24 protein-coding genes are annotated in these 25,791 nt (G+C 66.3%); 8 read left to right on the plus strand and 16 right to left on the minus strand.

Annotated elements, in window-relative coordinates; translation table 11 throughout:
* Window positions 1–65: 65 nt before the first annotated feature.
* The 5 genes from CupriaWKF_RS28855 to CupriaWKF_RS28875 form a co-directional block, all read right to left on the minus strand.
* Window positions 66–3,392 carry an error-prone DNA polymerase gene (locus CupriaWKF_RS28855; RefSeq protein WP_276101833.1) on the minus strand — a complete coding sequence of 1,109 codons (3,327 nt, stop codon included), beginning with the start codon at window positions 3,390–3,392 and terminating at the stop codon, window positions 66–68.
* Window positions 3,389–4,996, minus strand: coding sequence for a DNA polymerase Y family protein (locus tag CupriaWKF_RS28860; protein ID WP_276101834.1), 1,608 nt, complete (start codon window positions 4,994–4,996; stop codon window positions 3,389–3,391). The genes CupriaWKF_RS28855 and CupriaWKF_RS28860 overlap by 4 nt, the downstream gene beginning before the upstream one ends.
* Complete coding sequence (imuA, locus tag CupriaWKF_RS28865; protein ID WP_276101835.1) at window positions 4,929–5,792, minus strand: translesion DNA synthesis-associated protein ImuA; 864 nt, start codon at window positions 5,790–5,792, stop codon at window positions 4,929–4,931. Before imuA ends, CupriaWKF_RS28860 begins: the two co-directional genes overlap by 68 nt.
* A 162-nt stretch (window positions 5,793–5,954) precedes the next feature.
* Complete coding sequence (locus tag CupriaWKF_RS28870) at window positions 5,955–6,407, minus strand: VOC family protein (RefSeq protein WP_276101836.1); 453 nt, start codon at window positions 6,405–6,407, stop codon at window positions 5,955–5,957.
* A gap of 143 nt (window positions 6,408–6,550) precedes the next feature.
* Window positions 6,551–6,964 (minus strand): DUF427 domain-containing protein, encoded by a 414-nt coding sequence (locus CupriaWKF_RS28875; RefSeq protein ID WP_276101837.1) that lies wholly within the window; start codon window positions 6,962–6,964, stop codon window positions 6,551–6,553.
* Between the two features lie 231 nt (window positions 6,965–7,195).
* Here CupriaWKF_RS28875 and CupriaWKF_RS28880 point away from each other — a divergent pair, with 231 nt between their 5' ends.
* Window positions 7,196–7,477 carry a hypothetical protein gene (locus tag CupriaWKF_RS28880; protein WP_276101838.1) on the plus strand — a complete coding sequence of 94 codons (282 nt, stop codon included), beginning with the start codon at window positions 7,196–7,198 and terminating at the stop codon, window positions 7,475–7,477.
* A gap of 90 nt (window positions 7,478–7,567) precedes the next feature.
* Window positions 7,568–8,434 carry a hypothetical protein gene (locus CupriaWKF_RS28885; protein WP_276103270.1) on the plus strand — a complete coding sequence of 289 codons (867 nt, stop codon included), beginning with the start codon at window positions 7,568–7,570 and terminating at the stop codon, window positions 8,432–8,434.
* A 42-nt stretch (window positions 8,435–8,476) separates the two neighbouring features.
* Here CupriaWKF_RS28885 and CupriaWKF_RS28890 read toward each other — a convergent pair whose 3' ends face one another.
* Window positions 8,477–8,956: an SgcJ/EcaC family oxidoreductase gene (locus tag CupriaWKF_RS28890; RefSeq protein ID WP_276101839.1), complete on the minus strand. Its 480-nt coding sequence runs from the start codon at window positions 8,954–8,956 to the stop codon at window positions 8,477–8,479.
* Window positions 8,957–9,311: 355 nt separating this feature from the next.
* Here CupriaWKF_RS28890 and CupriaWKF_RS28895 point away from each other — a divergent pair, with 355 nt between their 5' ends.
* Window positions 9,312–10,190 carry a sterol desaturase family protein gene (locus tag CupriaWKF_RS28895; protein WP_276101840.1) on the plus strand — a complete coding sequence of 293 codons (879 nt, stop codon included), beginning with the start codon at window positions 9,312–9,314 and terminating at the stop codon, window positions 10,188–10,190.
* A gap of 110 nt (window positions 10,191–10,300) precedes the next feature.
* Here CupriaWKF_RS28895 and CupriaWKF_RS28900 read toward each other — a convergent pair whose 3' ends face one another.
* A complete protein-coding gene (locus CupriaWKF_RS28900; RefSeq protein ID WP_276101841.1) occupies window positions 10,301–10,903 on the minus strand; it encodes a glutathione S-transferase family protein in 603 nt (200 codons plus the stop codon).
* 233 nt (window positions 10,904–11,136) lie between these two features.
* Here CupriaWKF_RS28900 and CupriaWKF_RS28905 point away from each other — a divergent pair, with 233 nt between their 5' ends.
* Both CupriaWKF_RS28905 and CupriaWKF_RS28910 read left to right on the plus strand, forming a co-directional pair.
* Window positions 11,137–11,766 carry an FMN-binding negative transcriptional regulator gene (locus CupriaWKF_RS28905; RefSeq protein WP_276101842.1) on the plus strand — a complete coding sequence of 210 codons (630 nt, stop codon included), beginning with the start codon at window positions 11,137–11,139 and terminating at the stop codon, window positions 11,764–11,766.
* Between the two features lie 280 nt (window positions 11,767–12,046).
* Window positions 12,047–13,123 carry a BON domain-containing protein gene (locus CupriaWKF_RS28910; RefSeq protein WP_276101843.1) on the plus strand — a complete coding sequence of 359 codons (1,077 nt, stop codon included), beginning with the start codon at window positions 12,047–12,049 and terminating at the stop codon, window positions 13,121–13,123.
* 109 nt (window positions 13,124–13,232) lie between these two features.
* Here CupriaWKF_RS28910 and CupriaWKF_RS28915 read toward each other — a convergent pair whose 3' ends face one another.
* The 3 genes from CupriaWKF_RS28915 to CupriaWKF_RS28925 all read right to left on the minus strand — a co-directional run bounded on the left by CupriaWKF_RS28915 (window position 13,233) and on the right by CupriaWKF_RS28925 (window position 16,105).
* Window positions 13,233–13,601, minus strand: coding sequence for an SRPBCC family protein (locus CupriaWKF_RS28915; protein WP_276101844.1), 369 nt, complete (start codon window positions 13,599–13,601; stop codon window positions 13,233–13,235).
* A 211-nt stretch (window positions 13,602–13,812) separates the two neighbouring features.
* Window positions 13,813–15,183, minus strand: a complete 1,371-nt coding sequence (locus tag CupriaWKF_RS28920; RefSeq protein ID WP_276101845.1) for an APC family permease — start codon at window positions 15,181–15,183, stop codon at window positions 13,813–13,815.
* A gap of 115 nt (window positions 15,184–15,298) precedes the next feature.
* Window positions 15,299–16,105: a lysozyme inhibitor LprI family protein gene (locus CupriaWKF_RS28925; RefSeq protein ID WP_276101846.1), complete on the minus strand. Its 807-nt coding sequence runs from the start codon at window positions 16,103–16,105 to the stop codon at window positions 15,299–15,301.
* 307 nt (window positions 16,106–16,412) lie between these two features.
* Here CupriaWKF_RS28925 and CupriaWKF_RS28930 point away from each other — a divergent pair, with 307 nt between their 5' ends.
* Complete coding sequence (locus CupriaWKF_RS28930; protein WP_276101847.1) at window positions 16,413–16,976, plus strand: hemerythrin domain-containing protein; 564 nt, start codon at window positions 16,413–16,415, stop codon at window positions 16,974–16,976.
* A 26-nt stretch (window positions 16,977–17,002) separates the two neighbouring features.
* Here the strand turns inward: CupriaWKF_RS28930 and tolA are convergent, their stop codons facing one another.
* On the minus strand, window positions 17,003–17,791 hold the full coding sequence (tolA, locus tag CupriaWKF_RS28935) for a cell envelope integrity protein TolA (protein ID WP_276101848.1): 789 nt from the start codon (window positions 17,789–17,791) through the stop codon (window positions 17,003–17,005).
* Window positions 17,792–18,036: 245 nt separating this feature from the next.
* Window positions 18,037–18,207: a hypothetical protein gene (locus CupriaWKF_RS28940; RefSeq protein ID WP_276101849.1), complete on the minus strand. Its 171-nt coding sequence runs from the start codon at window positions 18,205–18,207 to the stop codon at window positions 18,037–18,039.
* Between the two features lie 310 nt (window positions 18,208–18,517).
* Between CupriaWKF_RS28940 and CupriaWKF_RS28945 the strand changes: the two genes are divergently transcribed.
* Window positions 18,518–19,756: an MFS transporter gene (locus tag CupriaWKF_RS28945; RefSeq protein ID WP_276101850.1), complete on the plus strand. Its 1,239-nt coding sequence runs from the start codon at window positions 18,518–18,520 to the stop codon at window positions 19,754–19,756.
* A gap of 3 nt (window positions 19,757–19,759) precedes the next feature.
* Window positions 19,760–20,488, plus strand: coding sequence for a hypothetical protein (locus CupriaWKF_RS28950; protein ID WP_276101851.1), 729 nt, complete (start codon window positions 19,760–19,762; stop codon window positions 20,486–20,488).
* A gap of 30 nt (window positions 20,489–20,518) precedes the next feature.
* Here CupriaWKF_RS28950 and CupriaWKF_RS28955 read toward each other — a convergent pair whose 3' ends face one another.
* The 4 genes from CupriaWKF_RS28955 to CupriaWKF_RS28970 all read right to left on the minus strand — a co-directional run bounded on the left by CupriaWKF_RS28955 (window position 20,519) and on the right by CupriaWKF_RS28970 (window position 25,788).
* On the minus strand, window positions 20,519–21,283 hold the full coding sequence (locus tag CupriaWKF_RS28955) for a fumarylacetoacetate hydrolase family protein (RefSeq protein WP_276101852.1): 765 nt from the start codon (window positions 21,281–21,283) through the stop codon (window positions 20,519–20,521).
* Between the two features lie 58 nt (window positions 21,284–21,341).
* Window positions 21,342–22,790: an MFS transporter gene (locus tag CupriaWKF_RS28960; protein ID WP_276101853.1), complete on the minus strand. Its 1,449-nt coding sequence runs from the start codon at window positions 22,788–22,790 to the stop codon at window positions 21,342–21,344.
* A 113-nt stretch (window positions 22,791–22,903) separates the two neighbouring features.
* Window positions 22,904–24,403, minus strand: a complete 1,500-nt coding sequence (locus CupriaWKF_RS28965) for an amidase family protein (protein ID WP_276101854.1) — start codon at window positions 24,401–24,403, stop codon at window positions 22,904–22,906.
* Window positions 24,404–24,483: 80 nt separating this feature from the next.
* Complete coding sequence (locus CupriaWKF_RS28970; RefSeq protein WP_276101855.1) at window positions 24,484–25,788, minus strand: MFS transporter; 1,305 nt, start codon at window positions 25,786–25,788, stop codon at window positions 24,484–24,486.
* Between the last annotated feature and the right edge of the window lie 3 nt (window positions 25,789–25,791).

The following is a 25,791-nucleotide window of genomic DNA, read 5'->3' on the forward strand; positions in this document are numbered from 1 at the left end:
TCGGGACCGCCGCTTGATGCGTCGGGACACCCCCGGGGAAACCCGACATCAACGGTTCCGGCGGCTCAGTGAAAATCGCGGCTCTCCACCATCAGGCGGCCCAGCAGCGGGCTCAGGTCGATCAGCTCCTGCGCCACCAGGTGGCGCACCTCGCCCTGCCGCTGCCATGTGCCGACCACGCCCAGCAGCGTCGCGCCGAGCACTTCCTTGCGCTGCCGCTCGATCAGGTCGGGCCAGTAGATCAGGTTGACGGTGCCGGTTTCATCCTCGATGGTGGCAAAGATGGTGCCGCTGGCCGTGGCGGGCCGCTGCCGCACGGTGACGATGCCGCAGGCGCGCACGCGGCGGCCATTGCGGCAGTGGGAAAGCTGCTCCGCCGTGGCGTAGTCCATGGCATCGAGCTTCGCGCGCAGCAGCGCAAGCGGGTGGGACTTGAGCGACAGCCCCGTGGTGGCGTAGTCGGCAGCCACCTCCTCCCCGAGACGGGGCGCCGGCAGCGACAACTGGCGTTCGGTCAGCGGCGCTTCATGAAGCAGGTCCCGGTGCGCGACCTGCAGCGCCGCGGCGCTGGCCTGCCAGCGGGCCTGGCGCCGGTTGCCGGCGAGTGCCGCCAGCGCGTCGGAGGCAGCCAGCACATCGATATCGTGCCGGTCCAGGGCGGCGCGCAAGGCCAGGTCTTCCACGCTGTCGAACGGACGTTGCGCACGCGCGGCCTCGATGCGCAGCGCGGCCTCTTCGCGCATGCCCTTGACGCGGTTCATGCCCAGACGCACCGGCGGCTTGCCCGCGCCGGTCTGGCCGGGCGCGGGCTCCAGCGTGCTGTCCCAGTGGCTGACCGTCACGTCGACCGGCAATGCCGCCACGCCATGGCGCTTCGCATCCTGCACGAGCTGCGACGGCGAGTAGAAGCCCATCGGCTGGCTGTTCAGCAGCGCGCACAGGAATGCCGACGGGTGGTGGCACTTGAGCCAGGCGCTGATATAGACGAGCTTGGCAAAGCTGGCCGCATGGCTTTCCGGAAACCCGTATTCGCCGAAACCCTCGATCTGCTTGCAGATGGCCTGCGCGAAGGACATCGGATACCCGTGCCCGGTCAGGCCCTCGATCAACGCCTCCTGATGCCGGCTCAGGTCGCCGCGGCGGCGCCAGGCCGCCATCGAGCGGCGCAGCTGGTCGGCCTGCCCCGGCGTGAAACCGGCCCCGTCGATGGCCAGCTGCATCACCTGTTCCTGGAAGATCGGTATGCCCAGCGTGCGGCCCAGCACCTTTTCGATCACGGCGTCATAGTAGGCCGGTGGCTTCTTCGTGCGGCGCACGGCCTCGCGCCGCTTCAGGTACGGATGGACCATGCCGCCCTGGATCGGGCCCGGCCGCACGATGGCCACCTCCACCACCAGGTCGTAATAGTTGCGCGGCTGCAAGCGCGGCAGCATCGACTGCTGCGCGCGCGATTCGATCTGGAACACGCCGACGGTATCGGCGTGGCAGATCATCTCGTAGGTCTCCTTGTCTTCCTTCGGGATGTCTTCCATCCGCGCCGGCACGCCGGCCCTGGCAAGATCCTCATCCGGATTCGGCAGCAGCGCGAGCGCGCGGCGGATCGCCGACAGCATGCCCAGCGCGAGCACGTCCACCTTGAGCAGGCCCAGCGATTCGAGATCGTCCTTGTCCCACTGGATCACGCTCCGGTCGGCCATGGCCGCGTTCTCGATCGGCACCAGCCGCGACAGCTTGCCGCGCGCCATCACGAAGCCGCCCACGTGCTGCGACAGGTGGCGCGGGAAGCCGCGCAACTGCTCGGTCAGGCTGGCCCACTGCTGCACCGCCGGCGATTCGCGGTCCAGCCCGTAGCGGCCGATGCGGTCCAGGAAGCCCTGCCCGCTTTCCCACCAGGCCTGCCCCTTGACCACCTGCTCCACCACGCTGGCATCGATGCCCAGCGCGCGCCCCACGTCGCGCAGCGCGCTGCGCGAGCGGTAGGTGATCAGCGACGCGGCCAGCGCGGTGCGGTCGCGGCCGTACTTGCCGTAGATGTACTGGATGATCTCTTCGCGCCGCTGGTGCTCGAAGTCGACGTCGATATCGGGCGGCTCGTCGCGCTCGCGCGAGAGGAAGCGGCCGAACAGCAGGTTGGCCTGCTCGGGGCTGACCTCGGTCACGTACAGGCAGTAGCAGACCAGCGAATTGGCCGCCGAGCCGCGGCCCTGGCACAGGATGCCCCTTGCGCGCGCCTCGCGCACGATGTCGTGTACGGTCAGGAAAAAGTGCTCATATTGCATGTCCTCGATCAGCGTCAGTTCCTCTTCGAGCTGCTTCTCCCATTCCGGCTTCAGCCCGTGCGGAAAACGCACGCGCTTGCCGGCCTCCACTTCCTTGCGCAGGTAGCTGATCGGCGTCTCGCCCTTGGGCACCAGTTCCTCGGGATATTCGTAGCGCAGCGTATCGAGCGAGAAATCGCACAGCCCGGCAATCTTCAGCGTCTGCGCCAGCGCCTCGCGCGGATACAGGCGCGACAGCACCTGGCGCATGCGCAGGTGCTGCTCGGCATTGGGCGCGAGCGCCATGCCGCATTCGGGCAGCGGCTTGCCCAGCCGGATCGCGGTCAGCACGTCGGACAGCGGCTTGCGCGAACGCACGTGCATGGTCACCGCGCCCGCTGCCGCCAGCGGCACGCCGGACTGTGCCGAAGCGGCCTCGATCCGGCTGCGGTGCAGCGCATCGGCATGGCCCTGAAGCTGCTCCAGCGCGATCCACGCGCGTTCGCCAAAGACCTCGCGGCACCATTGCGCCTGCGCCAGCAAGTGCGAGGGATCGGGGCAGTAGTCGGGCAGCAGCAGTGCCAGGCAACCCGGCATGCCGCGCAGGTGTAACTGGCCTTCTTCGGGTGCCGACAGGTCGTCCGGATGCAGCCGGTAGCTGCCCTTCTGCGCGCGCATGCGGCCCAGCGTGATCAGCTCGCACAGGTTGCCGAAACCGTCGCGGTGCTGCGCGATCAGGATCAGCCGCAGCGGTGGCCGTTCGCCCTCGCCTGCCGGCGCGGTCAGGCTGAAGCGGCTGCCGATCAGCAGCTGGAAGGCATTGGCGGCTTCGGCGTGCTCCTTCAGCGCATTGAGTTCGCCGTCGTCCTGCGGGTCGCCGGCGGCCGCCTCGCAGCGTTCCACGGCATCCTTCAGGCGCGTGCGCAGTGTCTTGATGGCGTCGTGCGCGCGCGCGGTGCCCGCCACCGAGCATTCATCGGTCAGCACGATGCCGCAGTAGCCGAGCTGGAAGGCACGCTCGATCAGTTCGACCGGATGCGACGCACCGGTCAGGAAGGTGAAGTTGGAGATGCAGTGCAACTCCACGTAGTCGGGCAGCGTGGGCAGCCACGCGGACAGCTCGGGCACGCTCATGCGAACAACCCATGCAGGAACCAGCGGTATTCGCCGCCGTCGTCCTGCCCGTCACGCCCCGGATGGCCGGGGCGCTCGCGGTAGACCCAGCAGCGCAGGCCATCGGCGCGCTCGGCGATGAAGTAATCGCGCGTGGCCAGCGCGCCGTCCCACCAGCCGGCTTCGATCCGCTCCGGCCGGGTCAGCATGGACAGCGGCCCGCCGTGGTTCGGACGGTGGTTGCGCACCGGCAGCGGCTGCGGCTGCGGCAGCAGCCACAGCGGGCGCTCGGGCAAGGCCGGCAGCGGTGGCAGCGGCGCGCCCGCCGGCTTGCCGGCGGCCTCGTCGAGCGGGCACCAGCGGTTGGCGCACTCGGGCCGGTGGTCGGCCAGTGGCTGCGGCTGCAGCACGTTGTCGCGGCCCAGGCGCGCGACCAGCGTGTCGAGCACGCGGCCCAGCTCGGCCGGCGTGCCGCCGGGCTCGGGGAACAGCGCATCGCTCTGCGGCAGGTATTCGGCCATGGCCTCCACGCGCAGCGCCAGGCCGGTCACGGGGGCATGGAAATTCAGCTGGTCCAGCTTCTCGCGCAGCAGGCGCGACAGGTGCGCCGGATCGCGGCTGGGCTGGGCCAGGCCCACTGTCACGGGCGTGCCCACGGTATCGACGCCGAGCCGGTAGCGCTCATGCTCGAGCACCAGCACGCAGCGCGTGACCCCGGCCTGTTGCACCGCCAGCCAGCCGGCCAGCGCCAGCAGCAGGCGCTGCGCACCGGCCAGCACGCCTTCGGCCGATTCGATGCGGCCCGGCAGGTCCATGCGCTGCGCGAACGCAGGCGGCGGGGCAAACCAGGTGAAGCTGGCCGTGGCCTCGCCATAGGCCTGGTCCAGCCGGGCCAGCAGTGCCGGGCCCAGCCGGCGCGCGAGCCCGGCGCGCGGCAGGCGCCGCACCTCGCCCAGCGTGCGGCAGCCGATGCCGTCGAGCCAGGCCGGATCGGCCAGCAGGCGCAGCACCTCGACCGGCAGGCGGTCCAGCAGGCGGCCCATGCGCGCGGCCTGCACCGCCCGCCGCGCCGGCCGCACGATGCCGCGGCGGGTACGGCGCATGGGCTGGCGCGCGAGCCACGCCGCGCCATGGGCCGTGGCCCCGCTGCCCACCTGCGCAAACGTGCCGAGTTGCCGCACGCATGCGCGCACCGCCCGGCACAGCGCGCGGTGGCCGCCGAACAGGCGCAGGCTGGCGGTGACGTCGAGCATCAGCGTGGCCGCTTCCGGGTCTTCATCGAATGTCACCAGCGGCGTGAAATGCAGCAGCGCCAGCGCCGCCGCGTGCAGCAGCGCGGCTTCGGCGGCCGGGTCGCGCTCCAGTTGCACGACCTCGGCCGACAGCGCCTGCACGCCGCCGCGCCGCATGCCGAAACCCACGCCCAGCGCCATGGCCGGGGCGTTGGCCAGCATCACCCGTTCGCGCTCCATCACCACCACCGGCACGGCATGGTGCAGCGTGCCAAGGGCGGAGACGGGCGTGGAGGAAGACGCCGCGGAAGGCGGCATGGCCGGCTCAGGCCAGCTCGGCTGCAGCGCGTCCAGCGACAGGCGCGGCAGATGCACCGCGATCCAGTACGACATGGGCGGAACCTCCCGCAACAACAGGTGAAACAGCCGGGACAGGCGCGGCATGGCCGCCGCGGCGGGCGCCCTCCAGGCCATCCAGCCGCAGTCGCAGCGGGGCCTCGCGCACCGGCCCGCGCCGCTTGTGGAAGACGATGGACAGCGCGTTGCCCGGCAGCGGCGACAGCAGCAAGCGCAGCACCGCCGGCGACGACTCGCGCAGCGCCATGGCCGGCCGCATGGCCCACACCGCGGCGTCGCCGGCCTGCGCCAGCACTTGCAGGCGGCGCACCGCTTCCGGCCGCGCGGCCGGCAGCCATACCAGCACCGCGCCGAACGCCTGGCTGCGCAGCATCTGCTCGGCCGCCCACAGCACATCGGCCTGCTGCGCGTGCTTGCCGGCACCGGCGGCCGCCCGCACCCAGTAGAGCTGGCGCGCCGGCAAACCCGCCGCGGCCAGCCCCATCGCATTGGGCAGGTAAGGCGGCCCCACCAGCCCGATGCGCCGCCCCGCCGCCGCCAGCGCCCGCAGCGCCGGCAGCAGCAGGCGCAGTTCGCCCGCCCCGCCCTGCGTGGTCAGCAACTCCGTCACCCCGCCCACCGGCCAGCCGCCGCCGGGCAATTCCGCCGCCAGTCCGGCATAGCCGGCCGGCCACACCGGCTGGCTGCCGGCGCGGCCAAGCTGGCCGGCACGCCACAGGCTGGGATAGCGATGCTCGAGCGCGGCCACGGCCGCCTCCCGGCTTGGCGGGGGATGCTGGGCAGGCGCAGGGAAAGCGGGAGCCTCCGCGGCGGGGGCTGCGGGTGCGGTCATGTGAATGTTGAGTCTCGCCGGCGTGGCGGATGGCGTTTTTACGATAACTGTATATTTATACAGTATTCGAGGCAATGCAAGGGGGACGGTGGAATGTGATCGGATCGGTTCAGAAAGCCGACCCTAGCCGACCCTAGAACTCACAAACCGACGCGGGAGGCTCTAGCTCGCCGCCATCCCTTTTTCCGCCAGTTCCTTTTTCGCGTTCTCGTTCTTGGTCAGATGCATCAGACCCATGCCGCGCAGAACGTTCGGAGCCTTGGTGAACTGGATATTGTCATAGCCCACGATCTCGATGCGATTGCCCCAGGGGTCGCGGAAATCCAGAAACGGACCGCCGATCAACTGGACCCCTGCCGCCTTGAGAGCGGCACGCGCTGCCTCCTTGTCATCGACAACGAGGCCGACATGCCGGCCGTCATCGGGGGACTGTTTGCGTCCTGCCTGCAGCGCGATGAACTGGTCGCCAAGATCGATGAAGGCCATCGTCTCGCTCTTGCCGCGCAATTGAAAGTCGAAGATGCGGCCATAGAATGCCAGCGCTGCCTCGATATCGCCGACTTCCAGCGCTACATGGTTAAAGCCGATAGCGCGCGGCTTTGTGGAGTTGACCATCTGGCCCTCCTCTTGCAATCCGTGGATTTGTTTAAACCATTCTTGGACAGAGATCGCCCTCCATCCAAACGATCTGGTGATACTCGCCCACGTCGTCCACGCGGGGTGCTTTTCCGGCCACGCAAGAGCCGATCAAGTCGCCGTTATCGGCTGCGGCCTTCTGGCGGCATTTCTTCGATCGTGTCCACGCGGTCGGGATAGAACGCGAGGTGATTGCGGATCAGTGCGACGGCCTCGTACGGGTTCTCGTATGTCCAGACGGCGTTGACCGATCGCTCGCCACCTGCCGGAATCGAGAAGTACGCGCAATCGCCCTTATATGGGCAGTGCGTTGTGTGTTCGGTGCGCTCGAGCATGCCCATTTCAGCATCTTCGCGCGGGACGTAGATGACTGCCGGGTAACTGGCCTCGCGCAGCGTCAACGCATTGCGCGTATCGGCGACGACCTTGCCGGCCACAGTAACCACCACCCGTGACGGATTGCGTTCGATGGTAATCGGGTGGTCCTTGCCCGGAATCCTCACTGGCCGGGCTGTGTCAGCGCTGTTTCTGTCCATTTGCTTTTCCTTGAACTGGCTACTCAGGTGATTCGGCCTACTCGCACTGAGCCGAGCAATCTTCACATGGCGGCAAATGCAAAGTCATCTGCATGCAATGCAAACAAGGCCGGTGACGAAGACCCTATATTGACTCTAAGCGATATTCGACGGAGCGCGAGCGAGCACTTCAAGCGGCTTTGCGAACGTGGACTCCGGTGGATGTGTATCTGCAACCGTCAAGGATTGGAATTGAGTTTTCTTGAAAGGATCAAGTCCGCCGTCTATATGCTGGGCGGCCAACATGCAGCGTCGAGAGCGAGGATTCTCTCCAGGGATATTCGGGCAGTCATACGCGAAGCGGGTACCACCCCGAATGACGTGGACGAGAACTATCGGGTGAAGTCGAAGATCTGGCGGAGAACGCGTCATTGCTCCGAGAAGGAATTGCTGTTTCTCTATGCGGTGGACAAGGAGGTTGCGATGCTCTGCGAAAGGGTCGCGCGACAGCACCTGCAACTGGACCTGCTGTAGCCGCCCGCGGCTTGCTATGCAGGACCAACGAGAGGACTTGCCATGATGACAATAAGCGGCAAACGAATCGCGGCGGGCCTGATCCTCGCGATGATGGCATTGGTCGGCGTGTGCCCCGACCTGTTTGCCGAGGAAAGCGGCAATGCGGCGCGCCTGCGCGACAAGTACGCGAGCCTGGCGGAACCGTTGAGCCACAATCCGTTTCGGCGTCAGTTGTACCTGAAGTCAACGGAATCCGATTCCACGCTCACAGGGGATATTTATGCGGTGGTCGACTATCCGTTCGCCAGCGTCAACGGCACGCTCAACGATCCCGTGCAGGGTCCCGCCAACTGGTGCGACGTATTGATCCTGCACCTGAACGTCAAGTATTGCCATGCATCGGCCAGCGGAAACAGCGCCCGGCTTACCGTGAACCTGGGCAGAAAGGTCGAAGAGAAACTTTCCTCCAGTTACCGCGTGCAATTCAACTACCGGGCAGTGGCGACGGGACCGGAGTATTTCCAGGTCAACCTCGATGCGGATACCGGCCCGATGAGCACCAGGGACTACCGCATCGTGCTGGAGGCCACGTCCATTACCGCTACCCGCACCTTTCTGCATCTGACCTATTCATACAGCTATGGCGCGACCGGTCGCATCGCGATGAAAACCTATCTCGCGACCCTGGGCCATGGCAAGGTCGGCTTCACCACCGCGCGCGATCCGTCTTCCGGACAAGCCGAATACATCGGCGGCGTACGGGGACTGACAGAGCGCAATACGATGCGTTACTACCTGGCTATCGATTCCTACCTCGGCACGCTGTCCGTCCCCTCCGACAAGCGCCTGGATCAGCGTCTGGCCAAGTGGTTCGACGCGACAGAGCAGTATTCGCGTCAGCTGCATGAAGTGGATCGGGATGCCTACATGAGCATGAAACACAACGAGTACCCGAGGCAGCAAGTCATGCAGTGAGCCCGCGGTGCATTCCGATGGGGCGCCCCCTCACTGCTCCGGTCACTTTTCCGGCATCGCCGACGAGTGATGGCTCGTGATCAGCCATCGCGATCCATCCCAGCGGTAGGTGTAGGTATAGCGGGCCTTCACCACCGCGCCCGTGCGCGCGAAGGTGAATGTATAGAGCCCCGCATCCACCGCGGAATTGCATCCGATCTCGATCTGGCGGAAATCGATCTTCCCCGAAGGCCGGTCCTCCAGGAAGTGCTGGAAATAGTCTTCCCGCTCCGCGACCGTCACGCGAGGCTTGTTGGAAACCGTCGGCAGGAGAATCGACCGGTCGGCATAGTTGGCCACCACCTTGCGCGGATCGCCCGTCAGCAGCGACTGGTTCCACCGGTCGAACAGCGCCGCGATCTCCTGCTCCGAAGTCGCCTTGCAGCTTGCCGCGGGCGCCCCCTGCGCGCCGCCTGGCGATGCCTGGTTCATGGCGCATCCCGTCAGCACGGACGCCAGCACTGCAATGGAAATCAGCTTCATGGCAACGTTCCTCCGCTTGTTATTCGGCGCCTGGCCCCGGTTCAACGCATGAAGTATGGAACATCCCGCCAGCAATTGTTAGGCCCATCCGGCGCTCGCCATCACGAGGCAGCCGTGAACAAGGACTTCCGGATGATGGCGTGCACGCCCCAGTTGCCATTGACGACCTGCGTGATGCCGAAGTCGACCGTTGAGGATTCCCGCCTCCCGCGTGCGGCCCGATCTGCGGCCATGACACATGGCGACATATTTCCCGCGTGGCGCCCGGCGCGGCCGCCCGCTACATTAGCCTCACCGACGCAGCAATGCCGGCTCCGCAAGGCAAGGCGCCACCCGCTCCCCACACAGGACGATCATGCACAACCTCAACAAGATCACCCTCCTCGCCACGGCCTTCGTCGTATCGGTCTCTCTGGTCGAGGCCTTCTTCCTGGCCCGCAAGGCCCGCCGGCAAGGCAAGACCTACCCCTGGCATGAAATGGGGCTGTCGCTGGTCGACATGATCGGCCGCAAGCTGATGGTCCTGCTGCCGCTGTCGCTGGCCACGCCGATCTTCGCGTTTGCCTGGGACCATCGCCTCTTCACGGTCGAGATCAACAGCGCGCTGGCCGTGCTGCTGCTCTTCATCGGCCAGGAGTTCTGCTACTACTGGTACCACCGGGCGTCGCACCGCATCCGCTTCTTCTGGGCCACGCATGCCGTGCACCACTCGCCCAATGAACTGACGCTGGGCACCGCCTACCGCCTGGGCTGGACCGGCAAGATCACCGGTAACGCCGTGTTCTTCGCGCCGCTGGTCTTCCTGGGCGTGCGACCCGAGGTCGTGCTCGCCACGCTGAGCCTGAACCTGCTGTACCAGTTCTGGCTGCACACCACCTGGATCCCCAGGCTCGGCTGGTTCGAATACGTGTTCAACACCCCGTCGGCGCATCGCGTGCACCATGCCTCGAACATCGATTACCTCGATGCCAACTACGGCGGCGTGCTGATCGTGTTCGACCGCCTGTTCGGCACCTACGTCGAAGAGCGTGAAGACGAACCGTGCCGCTTCGGCCTGGTCCACCCGACCACCACGCGCAATCCGCTCGTCAACCAGTTCGAACACTGGGTCAGCCTGGGCAGGGACATGATGAAATCGGGCAGCGTGCTGAATGCGATCGGCTACCTGACGATGCCTCCGGGCTGGGCGCCGGACGGCAAGGGTCAGACAACTGAAGCGCTGCGCCAGCAGTAAGCCGAAGAGCGGCTGGTGGTGAGTGCGAGGTAACAGGAGCCAGGAGCGAATGGGGCAAAAGAAAACGGGCAGCGTGAGGTGCCCGTTTTGCTTAGGGAACCGCCACCCCCTCACTCCCCCGCCGCCCGCACAAATGCCTCCCGCGCGGTCACCCGCCCGACATAGTCCTGGATAACCCGGCTATCACCAATGCGCGGCGCCCCAAACCTGCCCGCCCAGGCAAGCGACGCCCCCAGGTAAACATCCGCGGCACTGAAAGCCGTACCCAGCACGAACGGCCCGGGCGTCAGGGCCTTCTCGATGGCGTCGATCACATCGTCGTAGTCGCCCCAGCCGACGGCCTGCCTCGACACCGGTGCGTCTGCCCGCATCATTCGATCGGTGAGTGCAGGCTCGAAGCAGCTGCCGCAGAAGAACAGCCAGCGAAGCACCGTGCCGCGCGCGGAAGAGCCCGGCGGCGGTATCAGCGCGGCCTGCGGAAAGGCATCCGCGAGCCAGGCGATGATCGCGCCGTTCTCGGTCAGGACCGTACCGTCATCGAGAACCAGGGTCGGGATCTTTCCCATCGGGTTGATGGCCAGGAAAGCCGGCGACCGGCTCTCCCCTTTGGTGAAATCGATGTGCTGCAACTGGTAGTCTGCCCCGACCTCCTCCAGCATCCAGCGCGCCACCGAGGCGCGGCTCTGGGGGTTGTAGTAGAGCGTCATGGTCATACCTTCCTCCTGCTGGCTGTTCGGTCAAGGTGATGCAACCGCAGCAGGATAGCACCATGGCCTGACTGGCCTGACTGCCTTACACAGATGGCTCCAATGGGCATCCTGGTCACCTGGCCGGATCAACTGGTCTGGTCAGATGTCATCAAACTGGCTATTCCCACCCAACCGGATGCGCGGCACACTTGCGCTCAGCGTCGCGCCGTGACGACGCCCGTTCACAGTGGAGTCCCATGTACCTGCCCGAACAATTTGCCGAGCCGCGCGCCGAAGCCCTGCATCGCATCATGCGCGAGCACGCCCTGGCAACGCTGGTCACCCATACGGCGGCTGGCTTCGATGCCAATCATCTGCCGTTCCTGTTCGACCCCGCCCAAGGCACGTGTGGCGTGCTGCAAGCGCACGTGGCCCGGGCCAATCCGGTCTGGCAAGAGGTTGCCGAAGGATCGCAGGTGCTGGTGATCTTCACCGGGGCGCAAGGCTATATCACGCCCAACTGGTACCCCGGCAAGCAGCAGACGCACCGCCGTGTCCCGACCTGGAACTACGAGGTGGTGCACGCCCACGGCACGCTTCATATCCGGGACGACGAAGACTATGTCCGCGGCGTCGTGGCCCGCCTGACCCGGCAGCACGAAGCCACTCAACCGCACCCCTGGAAGATGGGCGACGCGCCCGCCGACTACCTAGCCGAGCAACTGAGCCATATCGTGGGCATCGAGGTCCGCCTGTCGCGGCTCGAAGGCAAGCGCAAGCTGAACCAGCATCACGAGGCACCGGATCGCGAGGGGGCGATCCGCGGCCTTGAAATGTGCGGGAACCCTGGCCTGGCCCGGGCGATGAAGGAAACCGCGAAGTCCTGACGCTAGCGGTGACGGTCGCACGCCGCGCTTGACGCATGCGTGCCCGGCATCCCTTACATGCTCTGCAATCGTTGCAATGCCTCGGGGGCCACAAAGCCCCCACAAAGCTCCCAAAAAGTCCCCAAAAAGCTCGCATAACACGCCGCGAGCGCCCGCCACGGGACGACACTGCCACACGGTACGAATCTTGCCGTTTCCTGGATACACGTGCACATGCGCACGCGGGCGCGATCGTGCCGGCCGTGCGCGTTGGGCATTCCCCATCTTTCAGGACACGAGCATGAGCAACTACTACGATGACGAGCGCGAACGCGGCAGGCAGTGGGACGATGACGACTGGCAACCCGAATCGGGACGCGAAACATGGCAATCCGAGCGCATGCGCCGGCGGATGACGCCGGGGCAGACCAGTTATGGCGGACCGGCGCGGCAGAGAGGCGGCGAGCCCGAGGCATACCGCAGGTGGTCCGACGAGCGCTATGGACGCCAGGATACCGACGACAGGTACCGCGAATATGGCGCGGCGCGTCGCCCGGACTACCCGACACGCGGGCGCTATGGCGACCGCTACGGCAGCAGCGACCAGGGAAGCTACGAGACCCAGGCGTCTTACCGCGGCGGCGATCGCGGGGACGAGGGCGGCCGCTATGGCAGCGACCTGCGTGCTGGCATGAACGGTGGCTACGGCTGGGAGCGCGCCAGGGAATGGCGGCGCGATCCGCAGGCCTGGCAGCGCGACGACAGATACGCCGAGCGTGAATGGCGCCGAAGCACGGAACGCGCGCGCGCATCGGACCGCGGCGAGGGCGGCCGGGACACCTACTTCAGCGACCTGCGCAGCGACACCCGCTACTGGACCGATCCGGACGACGAGCGGCTGGAAGACCGGCGCTACGGCCGGCACTATAGCCGTGAAGCGGCGCAGCGGCGCGGCTGGGAGGTCGACAACGGTCGCGACGACAATCGCGACGACGATGAACATGGCACGCTGTACAACCTTGGGCGCCGCATCGGCGAAGCCGTGGGCGACTGGTTCGGCACCTCCGAACGGCACGAGCGTCCCACTGGCCCGCGTGGCTACCAGCGCACCGACGAGCGCATCCGCGACCATATCTGCGAGCGCCTGAGCTACGCGCGGCGCCTCGACGTCAGCGATGTCAGTGTCGATGTCAAGGACGGCGTGGTGACGCTGTCCGGCACGGTGAACAGCCGCAGCCAGAAGTACTACATCGAAGAACTGGTGGATGACACCTATGGCGTCCGCGAAGTCAACAACGACATCCACGTGCGCCGCGATGCCGGCAGCCCGTCGCAACCGGGCAGCGGCGAGGTGACGGGCAGCACCTGGCGGGCCTGACCCGGGAGCCGGTCGCCGATGCCGCTAATGCGCGGCGTCCCCAGGACCAGGTGCTGGCGCTGCAACGTCAGCCTGGTCCTTGTTGCGCTTCGCCGGCTCGCGTCTGCCGCTAGCGCGCTTCGACATGCTTCTTGAAATTGTTCAGGATGCTCTGCCACCCGCTTTGCTGTTGCTCGACCGGATACTGGGATTCGGCATCGAAACTCACGCGCACCGTAACGCCCTGCGGCGCATCCGAGAATTCAACCTGCGCGGTCCGGTCGCCAAAGGCATACTCGATCAGCTGGTGTTCCACGATCTTCGTGTAGGTTCCCGCAAAATCGAACCCCATGCTGCCATCCTTCGCTTCCATCCGCGAGGAGAAGGCGCCGCCAACCCGCAGGTCGACCGTGGCGGCAGTGGTATGCCAGTCGTCGGAAGCGGCATTCCATTGCATGATGTCTGCCGGCGTTGTATAGGCTCGCCACACCTTCTCCATGGGGGCTGCCACGGCGGCTTCTACCTTGATCTTCATAGTCTCCCCTGATTAGTCAATCTTGCTCCGTCATGCGCCCCGCCGGAGATGTCGAGCGGGTGGTGATCGTCTCACCTTCCGAGCTGGTTCAGCGGTGCATAGTACCTCGACTCGCGCCAGTCTGGCACTGTATCCCTGGCGGGTTCCGGGACCGGCGAGCACGGCAAACGGTGACTCACGCCGCGGGCGTCGTCCGGATATTTTTGCCATTCAGCAGCAGCGGGATGGCCCCGATGGCAATGCCTCCCATGCCGACCACATTGGTGACCCAGTCAAAGGTCGGAATGCTGTAGAGCGCGATGAAGAACAGGAATATCCCGCTCGCCGATGGCCAGATGACGTGGCTCACGGCAAGCCACGGTCCGCGCACCAGCATCTTGCGGTAGTACCAGCCACAGGCGAGTCCGGTCAGCCCGAGATAGAAACAGATCTGGAAGCCGATGGCGGTGATCGAATCGCGCAGGATGACGTTGATCGTCGGCAGATAGGACGACATGAACAGCAGCGCGAGTCCCGTGATCCAGATGAAGAAGATCGCGATGTACGGCGTGCGCCAGCGCGGATGCAGGCGCGCAAAGCGGGGATGGAGGGCGCCATCGCGGCTCTTGGCAAAGAGGGTTCGCGTGAACTGCAGGATCTGCGTCTCGACCGTGCCAACCGTGCTCAGCAAGACCGCGATGATCGCGACATAGCCCCACGCGGGCCCGAAGAGCTTCTCCGCGATGGCGAAGATGATGTTGGTGTTGTAGTGCTGGATCTCCGCATCCGACAGGCCGATCAGCGTGATGACGATAAAGACGAGGAAGAACGCCATCAGGAACACCATTGACCAGAACGCGGCACGGCCCGGGATGCGGTTCGCGTCCCGCGTCTCTTCGCTCAGGTTCATGGTCACGTCCCAGCCATAGAAGAAGAAGATCGCCACCAGGGCGCCGTTGGCGAACAGCTTTGGCGAGAATGCGAAGGGCGAGAACCACTCCAGCGAGAACGGGTGTTGCGGCGCGCGCGGGAACATGAAGAAGCTCGCGACGATGATCGCGAGCAGGATGACGCCTTCGATGACCGTCATCAGCACTTGCACGTAGCTGGTCAGCTTGATGCCCTTGACCACGATCGCGCTCACCACCGTGAGCCACGCGGCCGCGATCAGCGTCACGTAGTGCACGTTATTCATCTTTGGCCGGTCGAAGATGAGCAGCGTGGCGTTGGCTGCCGGGATCATGGCGGAAACCATGAACACGCAGCACAGCACCAGCAGCGCCCAGCCGGCAAAGAAGCCCAGCGTGCGCCCGAACACCATGCTCACCCACGAGTAGGAGGTGCCGGCGCTCACCAGGGCGCGGTTCATGTTGATGAATGCATACGCAATGCCGAACATGACGAGACCGCACACCAGGATGCTCGCCGGCGCAAGCGTGCCGGCCGTCCCGATGATCGTCGAAGTCGTGATCTCGACGCTGTAGGCAGGCGCCGTGCCGGCGATGCCCATGATCACCGACTCGACGATGCCCAGCGAATCGGCATTGAGCTTGGAGGGTTCGTCCATGGGCGTGCGACTCGCGGTCGGCATTGATGGACCGACTTTTACTCCGTGCGGGGGGGACTGGCAAGAGGGATGGCGTCCGGCCGGGCGCAGCCCCCGCCCGCCAGCTGGCAGGCGCTCACGAGCGCGCCTGCTTCAGTGCGTCGATGCGCAGGCGATAGCTTTGCAGCAGGCAGGCCTTGTCGCTACACCGGTTACGGGAATCACGAAGCCAGTCGCGCTGATCCGCACGCAGCCGCGCCTTGTTCGCCGATGCCTTCAGCTTCTGCTCGTAAAGTCCCGCCAGCGCCTTATCGGCGCGGGCCAGTTCCGCATCGCCGCAAATCAGCTGGGCGGGAACGGAAATAAGCTGGCTGCAATCAAAACTGCGCATCAACGCTGCCTTTGCCTCGCTTTGCGTTTCCAGCAGCCCCGCCTTGCATAGCCCCTGCAAGGACCGGCAAGCGACATTGCGCCGGACCCACGCCATGTCTTGCGCACCATACTGCTTGACGAACTGATTGATGGCGGCGTGGCTCACCCCGCGTTGCATGGCGTTTGCCGCGATGATCTCGTTGCAAAGCGAGTCCGCTGCGTAGGTCTTCCCGTCGCGCCGGTAGCAGCTGTGAAACCCCAGTTGCCCGCTGCCAACGACGCTGCGTCGCTCGCCGGAAGCAAACAGGATGGAAGCGCAAGCGGACGCGCACCTGGCGTTATCCGGAACGGCAGTATAGACGCGGACCTTGTCCATGGCATCGACCATCCGGAACGCGGCTTCGACATTCCCCCCTGGACTATTCAACACGAGAGGCACAAGTCCCTCGCGATCACGGCCGGCCATCCTGGCGACGGCAAGGAACCGGTCAGCGTCACCGTCCTGGATCTTCCCTGCGCCGATGATCATCTTCAGATCCAGCTGGGGTTGGTGGTAGATCTTGAATTCCATTCCCGACACCACACCCGGGGACACCAGCACGGCGAGACAAAGCCCGCGGAGCCAATCCCGGATCACGAGCCAAACCCCCACGCACTCCACTACTGGGTGCTCAGTGCTGCGCATAGAGTCTCCTCGAAATACGAAGGGAGCGAAGACTGGGAGCCGGCCCGCCATGGACGGCTCGGAGGGGTGGGGTCATCGGCAGTCCCTTGATCCAGATCAGAATGATCTCCGGATAGAAGCATAGGGTTCAAGCACGAGGCTTCGATACGACGTGGCCTCAAAGGCGACCGAACTTAATCGATGGAGCCCCGCCATGGCCACCGCGTTTTCCACCTGGCATGAAGACCATGTCCATTTCGCCCGGCTGCTTGACCTTCTGGAAAGCCAGGTCATCCTGTTCAACCGGGGGGAGCGGCCCAATTACAGCCTGATGGGGATGATTATCCATTACATGCGAACGTTCGGTGATCGCATTCACCATCCGCGCGAGGATCTTGCCTACGAACGGCTGCTTGAACGGGATCCTGACATGCGCCCCGTGGTCGGCCGTCTCCAGCAGGAGCACCGCGTGATTGCGACCGTCGGCGAAACGCTGCTGGAGCGTCTCAATGAAGCCGAGTGCGACACGATCAGTTCTCGCGCGGCACTGGAGGCGGCCGCGGCCATGTACCTTGTGTATTACCGCAATCATCTCTCGACCGAGGAGCGGTACGTCATGCCGCGCGCGGCGCAGTTGCTGACCCCGGAAGACTGGGATGCCGTCGACACCGCGGTGCCGGCCAGCGCAGATCCGCTCTTCGGGCAGGAGGTCCATCCGCGCTTCGCCATCCTTCGCGAGCAGATCGAGAGCGAGGCGCGCATGACCAGCCACGGCTAGAGACCTACGACGGCAGAGTGACGCCGCTACGAGCTACCCTGGTCCTTCGGCCAGAACGTGATCCGGATCTCGGGCGGGGCGACACCGTTCTCGTCGCGCGGCAACGGGTCGGAGAGCGTCACCGCGCGCAGGACGGCGTTGTCCCAGCCGGAATTGCCGCTTGACTTGGCCAGCCTGGCGGACAGGATCGATCCGTCGGGTGCCATGCGCACGGCGACGACGGCGGCCGGATTGCCGTTGATATCCTCTGCGAAGATGATGTTCGGCTTGACCCGCTGGCGCACGCGCTCGGCATAAGCGGAAGAAGGCTTCCCGGAAGTACCGGTGCCGGTACTCGCGTTGGCACCCCCCGCCTGCGCGCGCAAGCGCGACAGTTCGCTGGCCCGTTCGGCATTGGCGGCCTGTCGCTGCGCTTCCTGTGCCTCCCGCTGCGCGGCCTTGCGGGCGGCCTCGGCGCGCGCCTGCGCATCGTGTTGCGCCTTCTCTTGTGCCTTTTCCCTGGCCTTCTGTTCGTCCTGGGCCGCGCGCTCGGCCTTGCGCGCCTTTTCCTGCAGCGCGATATCGGCGTTCTCTTGTTCGACCGGCTTCACGCTCGGCGCCGGTTTGACTTCCGGCTGACTCTCGGGCTGACTCTGCACGGCCTCCGGGATGGGGTCCCACATTTCGGCGGAAACCCCTTCCGGCGCCGTGCTGCGCCAATGCACGCCGTAATAAAGCAGCGCCCCCAGCAGCAGGTGCATGAACAAGGCTGCCAGGAAGCAAATCAAGGTCCCCCGTTCCCGCACGGGCTGAAAGGGAAATGCACCGGTCTGCATGGATCACCTGCCTCGCCGCTGTTCGCCGTCGGGATGGCCCGCCATCTCCTACGATGCGACGTGCGCGCCCGGCCAGTCCGGCTTCCGTTTAGGCGATAAAGCAGGACAGGCCCGAAGGGCCGCACCCCCAGACACAAGTACATTCTACGAAGTGCAGCGCAAGAGGGGGAGTGATCCGGATAGCCGGCGAAGCCAGGGCCGGGACCGGTCGCCGGCGCGCCAGGCAGGCCGCCGGCCGGGCGTGGCTATGAAGGGTCTTTGGTGCGAGTGCGGGACACGGCAGCCATGATGCCGAGGCCGAGGATGACCAGGCATGCAATGCCGATATAGACCGAGGCCAGGCCCGCGACCGACAGTCCCCAGGCGATCCCGCCCACCAGCACCAGCAATCCGATCAGATAGAGCGCGAATGACATAAGGTTTCTCCGGCAGTGAGTCGGATAAGGTCAATGTAGATCCCGGTGTATCGCTGGGGCATCGGAGGCCGGCGCGCCGGCGCGTAGGCGGGTTCTGACTTCCGGTGTGCCGCAACCGCCACGCAGGCGCTGCCGCGCGCGCTTTCGCCGGACTGCGTGCGGCGCATCAGGCACTGTCTGCAGGAAATGACGTTTTCCGTCACAATGCGGCCTCGCGCTGCGCCGGAGCGCGCTGGCAACGCATGAGGCGGGACGCAGAATCCCGCCCGCCAGCGAGCAGCGACTGGAACAACAAGACTTCGCGCTCCCCATGACGGCTCCGCACGGCACACCCGATACGCTCCCCGCTTTCTGCAGCAACCCGACCCTCGCGCCCGCCCAAAGCCGCCGCGCCCTGCTCGCGCTCGGCGTGGGCAGCTTCGGCATTGGCACCGGCGAATTTGTGATCATGGGCCTGCTGCCCGACGCCGCGCGCGATCTGGCCATCTCGATCCCGCAGGCCGGCCACCTGATCAGCGCCTATGCGCTGGGCGTGGTCATCGGCGCCCCGCTGCTCGCCGTGCTGGGCGCGCGCTGGCCGCGGCGCAACCTGCTGATCGCACTGATGGCCGCCTTCGCCGCCGGCAATTTCGCCAGCGCGGCCGCGCCCGCCTACGCCTCCATGCTGATTGCGCGGCTGCTGACCGGCTTTCCGCACGGCACCTACTTTGGCGTGGCAGCCCTGGTGGCGGCCGGCCTGGTCGCTCGCGAGCGCCGTGCCCAGGCGGTCGGGCTGGTCATGCTGGGGCTGACGGTGGCGACGCTGGTGGGCGTGCCGATTGCCGCTACCGTCGGCACCTGGCTGGGCTGGCGCGCGGCGTTCCTGATCGTGGGATCCATCGGCGCGCTCACGGCCTGGCTGGTGTGGTGCTGGGTGCCGTTCTTCCCGGGCGATCGCCGCGCGAGCCCCCTGCGCGAGCTGACGGCGTTGCGGCGCAAGCAGGTATGGTTGACGCTCGGCATCGGCGCCATCGGCTTTGGCGGCATGTTCGCCGTATTCAGCTACATCAAGCCCACCATGCTCGAAGTGGCACAGTTGCCGGCAAGCGCCATCCCGGTGGTCCTGGCGCTGTTCGGCGTGGGCATGGTCGCCGGCAACCTGGCCGGGGCCTGGCTGGCGGACAAGGCCCTGACACCGACCATCGGCGGCGTGCTGGCGTGGTCCGCGCTGGTGCTGGGCGCGTTCACCGTGACGGCGCCGCATCCGTGGCTGGCCAGCGCCAATGTGCTGCTGATCGGTACTGTCGTGGCACTGGGGCCGGCGCTGCAGATCCGCCTGATGGACGTGGCAGGCGACGCCCAGACCCTGGCCGCCGCCCTCAATCACTCGGCGTTCAATCTGGCCAATGCGCTGGGCGCCTGGCTTGGCGGCGTGAGCATCGCTGCCGGGCTGGGCTGGACTTCTACCGGCTGGGTCGGCGCGCTGCTGGCGGTGGGCGGCCTGGCAGTGTTTGCCTGGTCGGCGCTGGCCATGCAGCGCGGCGGCGCGACCCTGCCGCAGGCTTCCTGATCCATGCCGCCACGTTCCGCGGACGCCCTGACGTCATTCTTCTGGAGCGGCGACGCCATCCGCAGCCGGAGCGTGAGCGGGATCGTGCTGTCCGGCACACTCGACGTTCCGGAGCCGCCGGCGCGGCTGCTCGCCGATTGGGCCAGGGAAATATCGTCGCGCCATATGACCCTGGACGTGGGAGATGTCGAGGTCATGCCGCTTGCCCGCGCGCGGGCGCGATGGCCCGAGTACTCGCACTGCGTGCGGGCCGTGGCCGACTGGACGAGCAGGCTCGGGCTGCCCGGCGTACTCGCCTCCAGCGAGGTTGCCCTGATGGTCTGCCGCGGCGCGCGGTATCACCACGACGGCGAGCAGTATGGCGGCGCGGCCTTCTGCAACCTGTTCCTGAGCGAAGACAAGGGCCAGGACGTACATCTCCCGGCACTGGACCTGCGCATCCCGCTGCGCCGCGGTACGGCCCTGGTATTCGACACCTGCCAGCCTCACGGCGTGATTCGACGCGGCAGCCATGGCTTTGACGAGGCCGACTTCCCGGGCGACCAGGATTGCACCCAGCTATTCCTGACCTGGGAGCTTCCCATCGAGGATGCCCATGTCGCACGCGCGCTCGATATCGCCTTCGACACCGCCCCGTCCGCCTCGGCCACCATGAGCGAGGAGCAAGTCTGGCTGCATGGCGAACGGGTCAGCGTCCGCCAGGAGTCGGGGCGGTGGCGCCGCGCTGACTAGGCAATCCAGGCCGGGGCCGAGCCGCGCCGGTCAGAACTGGATCGACGCGTGGCCAATGCCGTCGAACTCCGCCGTGACCAGGTCGCCCGCCGCAGCGGGCAGGATCCCCACCCAGGTTCCCGTAGTGACGACGGTGCCTGCCTCCACGCGCTGGCCATGGCTCGTCGCGTGGCGCAGCCAGGCCCCGAGTCCGTACGCCGGATCGCCGAGGGCATGGGTACCCTTGCGCTCGAAGCTTTGCGCGCCAATCCGGACATGGCAGCGTTGCGCCGCCCAGTCGCGCGCCTCGTAAGGACGCCACTCGCCGAGTACGAGCGCGCCGTGTGCCTGCAAGTCCGCAAGCTTCAGCAGCGCCGGCGCATCGGTGAACTGCTGCCAGCGCGAATCCACCACTTCGATCGAGACGGCCATGGCATCCACCAGCGTGGCAGCGCTGTCGCCATCGAGCGCCGCCGCGTCTTCCGGGCTGACCGGGCGTGCGAGACGCAGCGCGATCTCGGCCTCGATGCCGCGCCAGGTGAAGTGCCGGTCCCCGGCCATGGCCGGGCTGCTCCAGACGCCGTCTGCGGGCAACTGCGCGTGCGTCAGCCGGGCCTGCCGCGACGGTCCGCCCGACTTCCAGTAACCGGGGCCGGCCGCGTGCCAGCCCAGCGAGCCGGCGACCGCCGCCTGTACGGCGTAGGCCTCCTCCGGTGTGGCCAGTGCGGTGGCGAAAGCCTGTGCATCGGCGCAGCGTTGTTCGCGGCGAGCGCGGATCAGGGTCTGGGCGACTGCATCAATCTGGATTTCGTTCATGCCGGCGACGGCTCCTTGACGAGAATTCGGGTGGATCGGAAGGACGGTCAGTTGGAAGTCAGGACCTGCTGACGCTGGCCGTGCGCGTGTCGGCGGCCAGTTGCGGCTCGTCTTCCAGCTCGGGTTCGCCCATGGGCCTGCCAAATGTCTCTGGCGCGAACTGCACGCTCAGGGCGAATACGGCGTACATCGCAGCCAGCATGCTGAACATGCCGCCAACGCCGTAGGTTTCGAACACGCGCCCGCTTACCAGCGGCGTCAGCGCACCGGCCAGTGTACCCAGCGCAAGGATGAGCGAGGTGCCGAAGGCGCGTACGTCGGTCGGATACTGTTCTGGCGCGAAGATCCAGATCGAGGTATTCAGCAGCACCACGCAGAACGTAAAGCAGGCGCCGAACAGCAGCACCAGCCCCACGTTGAACGTCAGGAAGCCGAAGCTCAGGCCCGCGGCGCAAGCCAGCCCGGCGCCAAGGGTCAGCACGCGCTTGCGCGGAAAGTGATAGCCGCAGTACGACGCCGCCAACGCACCGAACAGGCTCCCGCTTTGCATCACCATCGTGAACAGCAGGCTTTTCGAGATGGTGTAGCCCTGCGACATCAGGATGGTTGGCATCAGCGTCAGCACGGAAATCTGCGCACCGTACGTCATCGACACCGCGACACCCAGCGCCACCGTACGCCGGCCCAGGCGCCCCTGGAACACATCGCGCAGCCGCACCCTGGCACGGGGCGCCTCGTCCTGGACGGCGTCCCGGATGTACTGCGTCGGCGCACCGCGCAAGGTACCCAGGCGTCCGGAAGCCAGGCCGGAGAGCACACGGTTCGCATCATCGACCCTTCCCTTCGACAACAGGAAGCGCGGAGTCTCGGGGATAAAGCGGCGGTAGAACACGACGAAGATTGCGGGCACTACCAGGCAGCCGAACAGCCAGCGCCAGTTGTCCGGCCCGGGGAACAGCGCGAACACGGCCAGTCCGAACGCGGGTGCCAGCATATTGCCCAGGCCGCCGCTGCCCACGCTGACCAGGCCGACCGCGGTGCCGCGAAAGCGGGTGGAGCACAGCTCGGCAAGGATCGTCACGGCGACCGAAATTTCGCCACCGAGCCCGATGCCGACGATGAAGCGGCCGGCCGCCAGCACCGTATAGTTGGGCGCCAGCGCACAGATGATCGCACCCAGCGTGAACAGCAGCAGGTTCGCGTTCAGCATGGCGCGACGGCCGTAGCGGTCGGCGATAAAGCCCGATGCCACGCGCCCCAGCGCGGCCGCGCTGAACGTCAGCGTATTGAGAAAGCCGATGTGCGCGACCGATATACCCCATTGCTCGCGCAAGATTGGCCCGACCAGGCCAACGGCGTTCTGTTCGAAGACGTCGAACATCACGCCCAGCATGATCAGGAAGATGATCTTCTTGTGTGCGGCGGTAACGCCGATGCCATCCATTGCCCGGTCGAGTTCGTGCTGCTGGGGCGAACGCGACGATTGAACATTCACTTCTGCGCCCATCTTGTCTCCTCCTCGGAATGAGGTCAGTCACGGTGTGTCCGCAAACTTGCCGCCGGCATCCTTGACCGGCTTTGGAATAGAGCAGTAAGGAAAGTACGGCTGTCGGCGCGGGGCTATGTCAGCGCCGGCGCGCACAGCGGTGGCCGGCGCGCGTCCAGGGCGTGCTCCGCCGCATGCGCCAGCCGCAGCAACACGGCTTCCGAGAATGGCCGGCCGAAGAACTCCAGCCCGACCGGGACGCCTTGCGGGGCGTTGCCATCCGGCTCGGAGAAGCCTGCCGGGATGACGATGGCCGGGAAGCCCGTGGCGGACGCCAGCACGCCATTGCGCTCGGCCTGGGCCTGGCCCACCGGCACGACCAGGCGGCGCTGGTGCGGAAACGCCAGCGCGTCGAGACGGTGTGCCGCCATCAGCCCGAGGATGCGATCGCGCAGGGCCTGCTGGCGTTGCAGCCGCTCGCAGTATTCGGTCTCGTTGCCCGCCAGCGCCATGGCGCTCTTCAGCGTGCCGGTGACGCCGGGATGCACGCTTCCTGCAATGATCATGTCTGCCATCGAGCGGACCGGCACGGCGGCCGGAACGCCGGCAAGGTACGCATCGAGATCGCCCTTCATCTCGTACAGATGCACCAGCGTGTCCGCCAGCAGCGCGTCGGGATGGATCGCTTCTTCGATCTCGACCAGTTCGGCGCCGCGAGCGTCGAGGGTGGCAAGCGCCCGCTGCATGACGGCATTGACGGCGCGATGCCCGGGCCCCTCGCCAAAGAAGGCGCGCAGCACGCCAATGCGTGCGCCCCTGAGCCCGTCAGGGTCCAGCGCTTCGGCGTAGCTGCGCGGCATATGCGGCTGCGCCTGGCGGGTCGCCGGGTCGCCCGGGTCGTGGCCGGCAATGATGTCGAGCAGGACCGCCGCATCGGCCACGGTACGCGTGATCGGCCCGATGGTGTCCTGCGTCAGCCCGCACGGGACCAGCCCGGTACGGCTGACCAGCCCCATGGTCGGACGCAGGCCGACGAGGTTGTTCGCCGAAGCGGGCGATCGGATCGAATTGATGCCATCCGTGCCGATGCCCAGCAGGCCCAGGTTGGCCGCGATGCCGGCGCCGGTGCCGCCGCTGGAGCCGCCCGGCGTGCGTGTCAGGTCATACGGATTCAGGGTCTGCCCGCCCAGCGTGCTGACCGTCTCTCCGCCCGAGGCAAGCTCGTGCAGGTTGGTCTTGGCCAGCACGATGGCGCCAGCCTCGCGCAACCTGCGGACGATGAATGCATCCTCCCGCGCGAGATTGCCCTGCAGGCAGCGCGCGCCCGCGGTCGTCTCGATGCCGGCGCATTCGATGTTGTCCTTGATCAGCACCGGAATACCATGCAACGGCGCAAGCGGCACGGACGGGCTTGCCGCGGCCTGCGCATCCAGCTGGTCGGCTTCCGCCAACGCCTGCGGATTGAGCTGCAACACGCTGTTGATGCGGGGGCCGCTCTTGTCATAGGCCATAATCCGGTCCAGGTAGGCCTGGACCAGCTGGCGCGCGGTGAGCCGGCCAGCGCGCATGGCGGCATGGATGCCAGCCACGGTGGCCTCCAGCACGCTGATGCCTGAGTCGGGGGATCGATTCATGTCTGTGTTCCTTGCGTCCGGGACAGCGGACGCCGGGGGGTTGATTCCTTGGGGGAGCGGCACGCCGCTCCCCGCCTGCGCTAACGGTTGACCAGCTTTGCCGGCAAGGTCCAGATCGCGAACGCGCCAAGGATGAGCATGCCCGCGATCATGTAGTACGCGCTGCTGCCGCTCTGGGTCACGTCACGGAGATACCCGATCATGTAGCCGCTGGTAAAGCCGGCCAGGTTGCCGATCGAGTTGCTCATGGCAATCGCCGTGGCCGCCGCCGCGCCGCTGAGGAAGGCGGTGGGCAATGACCAGAACAGCGGCGAACAGGTCAGGATACCGGCCGCGGCGATCGACAGGAACACCAGCGACAGGGCCGTGCTGTGCATGATCCAGGGCAGGGCCAGGAAGCCGATGGCGCCCATCGTGCAGGGCACGATCAGGTGCCAGCGCCGTTCCCGGTGTTTATCTGCGCTCCTGGCGAAGAAGTACATGGTGATGATCGCCGCCACATACGGGATCGCGCTGAGCAGTCCGATATGCAACGGGTCGGAGACGCCTGTCGACTTGATGAACGTGGGCAGCCAGAGCGTGATGCCGTACTGGCCGGTGACATAGCAGAAGCAGATCAGGCTGATCAGCCAGACCCGCGGGTCGGTGAAGACCTTGCCGACGCGCGCCTCGGGGCCTGCCGCCTTGTTGTCCTCCGCCTTGGCCCGTTCGAGCACCTGCTTCTCGTCCTCACTGAGCCACCTGGCCTTGGCGATGGAGCTGTCCAGGTACCAGAAGCAGGCCAGCCCGAGCAGCACGGCGGGCACGGCTTCGATGAAGAACATCCACTGCCAGCCCGCCCAGCCCGCAATGCCGCCCATGCTGCCCATCAGGAAGCCGGACAGCGGGTTGCCGATGATGCCCGACAGCGGCGAACCCATGCAATAGATCGCCATGATCTTGGCGCGGCGGTGCGACGGGTACCAGCACGACAGGTAGTACACAATGCCGGGCGTGAAGCCTGCTTCCGCCAGGCCCAGCAGGAAACGCAGGGTGTAGAAGGCGGTCGGGGTCTTCACAAAGACGAAGCAGGCGGACAGCAGCCCCCACGTCACCATGATGCGCCCGATCCACACCTTGGCGCCGAACCGGTGGAGCGCAAGGTTGCTCGGGATCTCGAACAGGAAGTAGCCGATGAAGAAGATGCCGGCGCCAAGGCCGTAGACGGTTTCGCTGAAGCCGAGATCCTGCGACATCTGGAGCTTGGCAAAGCCCACGTTGACCCGGTCGAGATAGGCAATAAGGAAGCAAAGCATCAGGAACGGTACCAGGCGCCAGCTTACCTTGCGATAAACCGCGTCCTCGTACGAACCTACCTTTGCCCCGGCCTGCAGGGTAGTTTCCACAGC

This window comes from Cupriavidus sp. WKF15, from assembly GCF_029278605.1.
In the GTDB taxonomy this organism is placed as follows: domain Bacteria; phylum Pseudomonadota; class Gammaproteobacteria; order Burkholderiales; family Burkholderiaceae; genus Cupriavidus.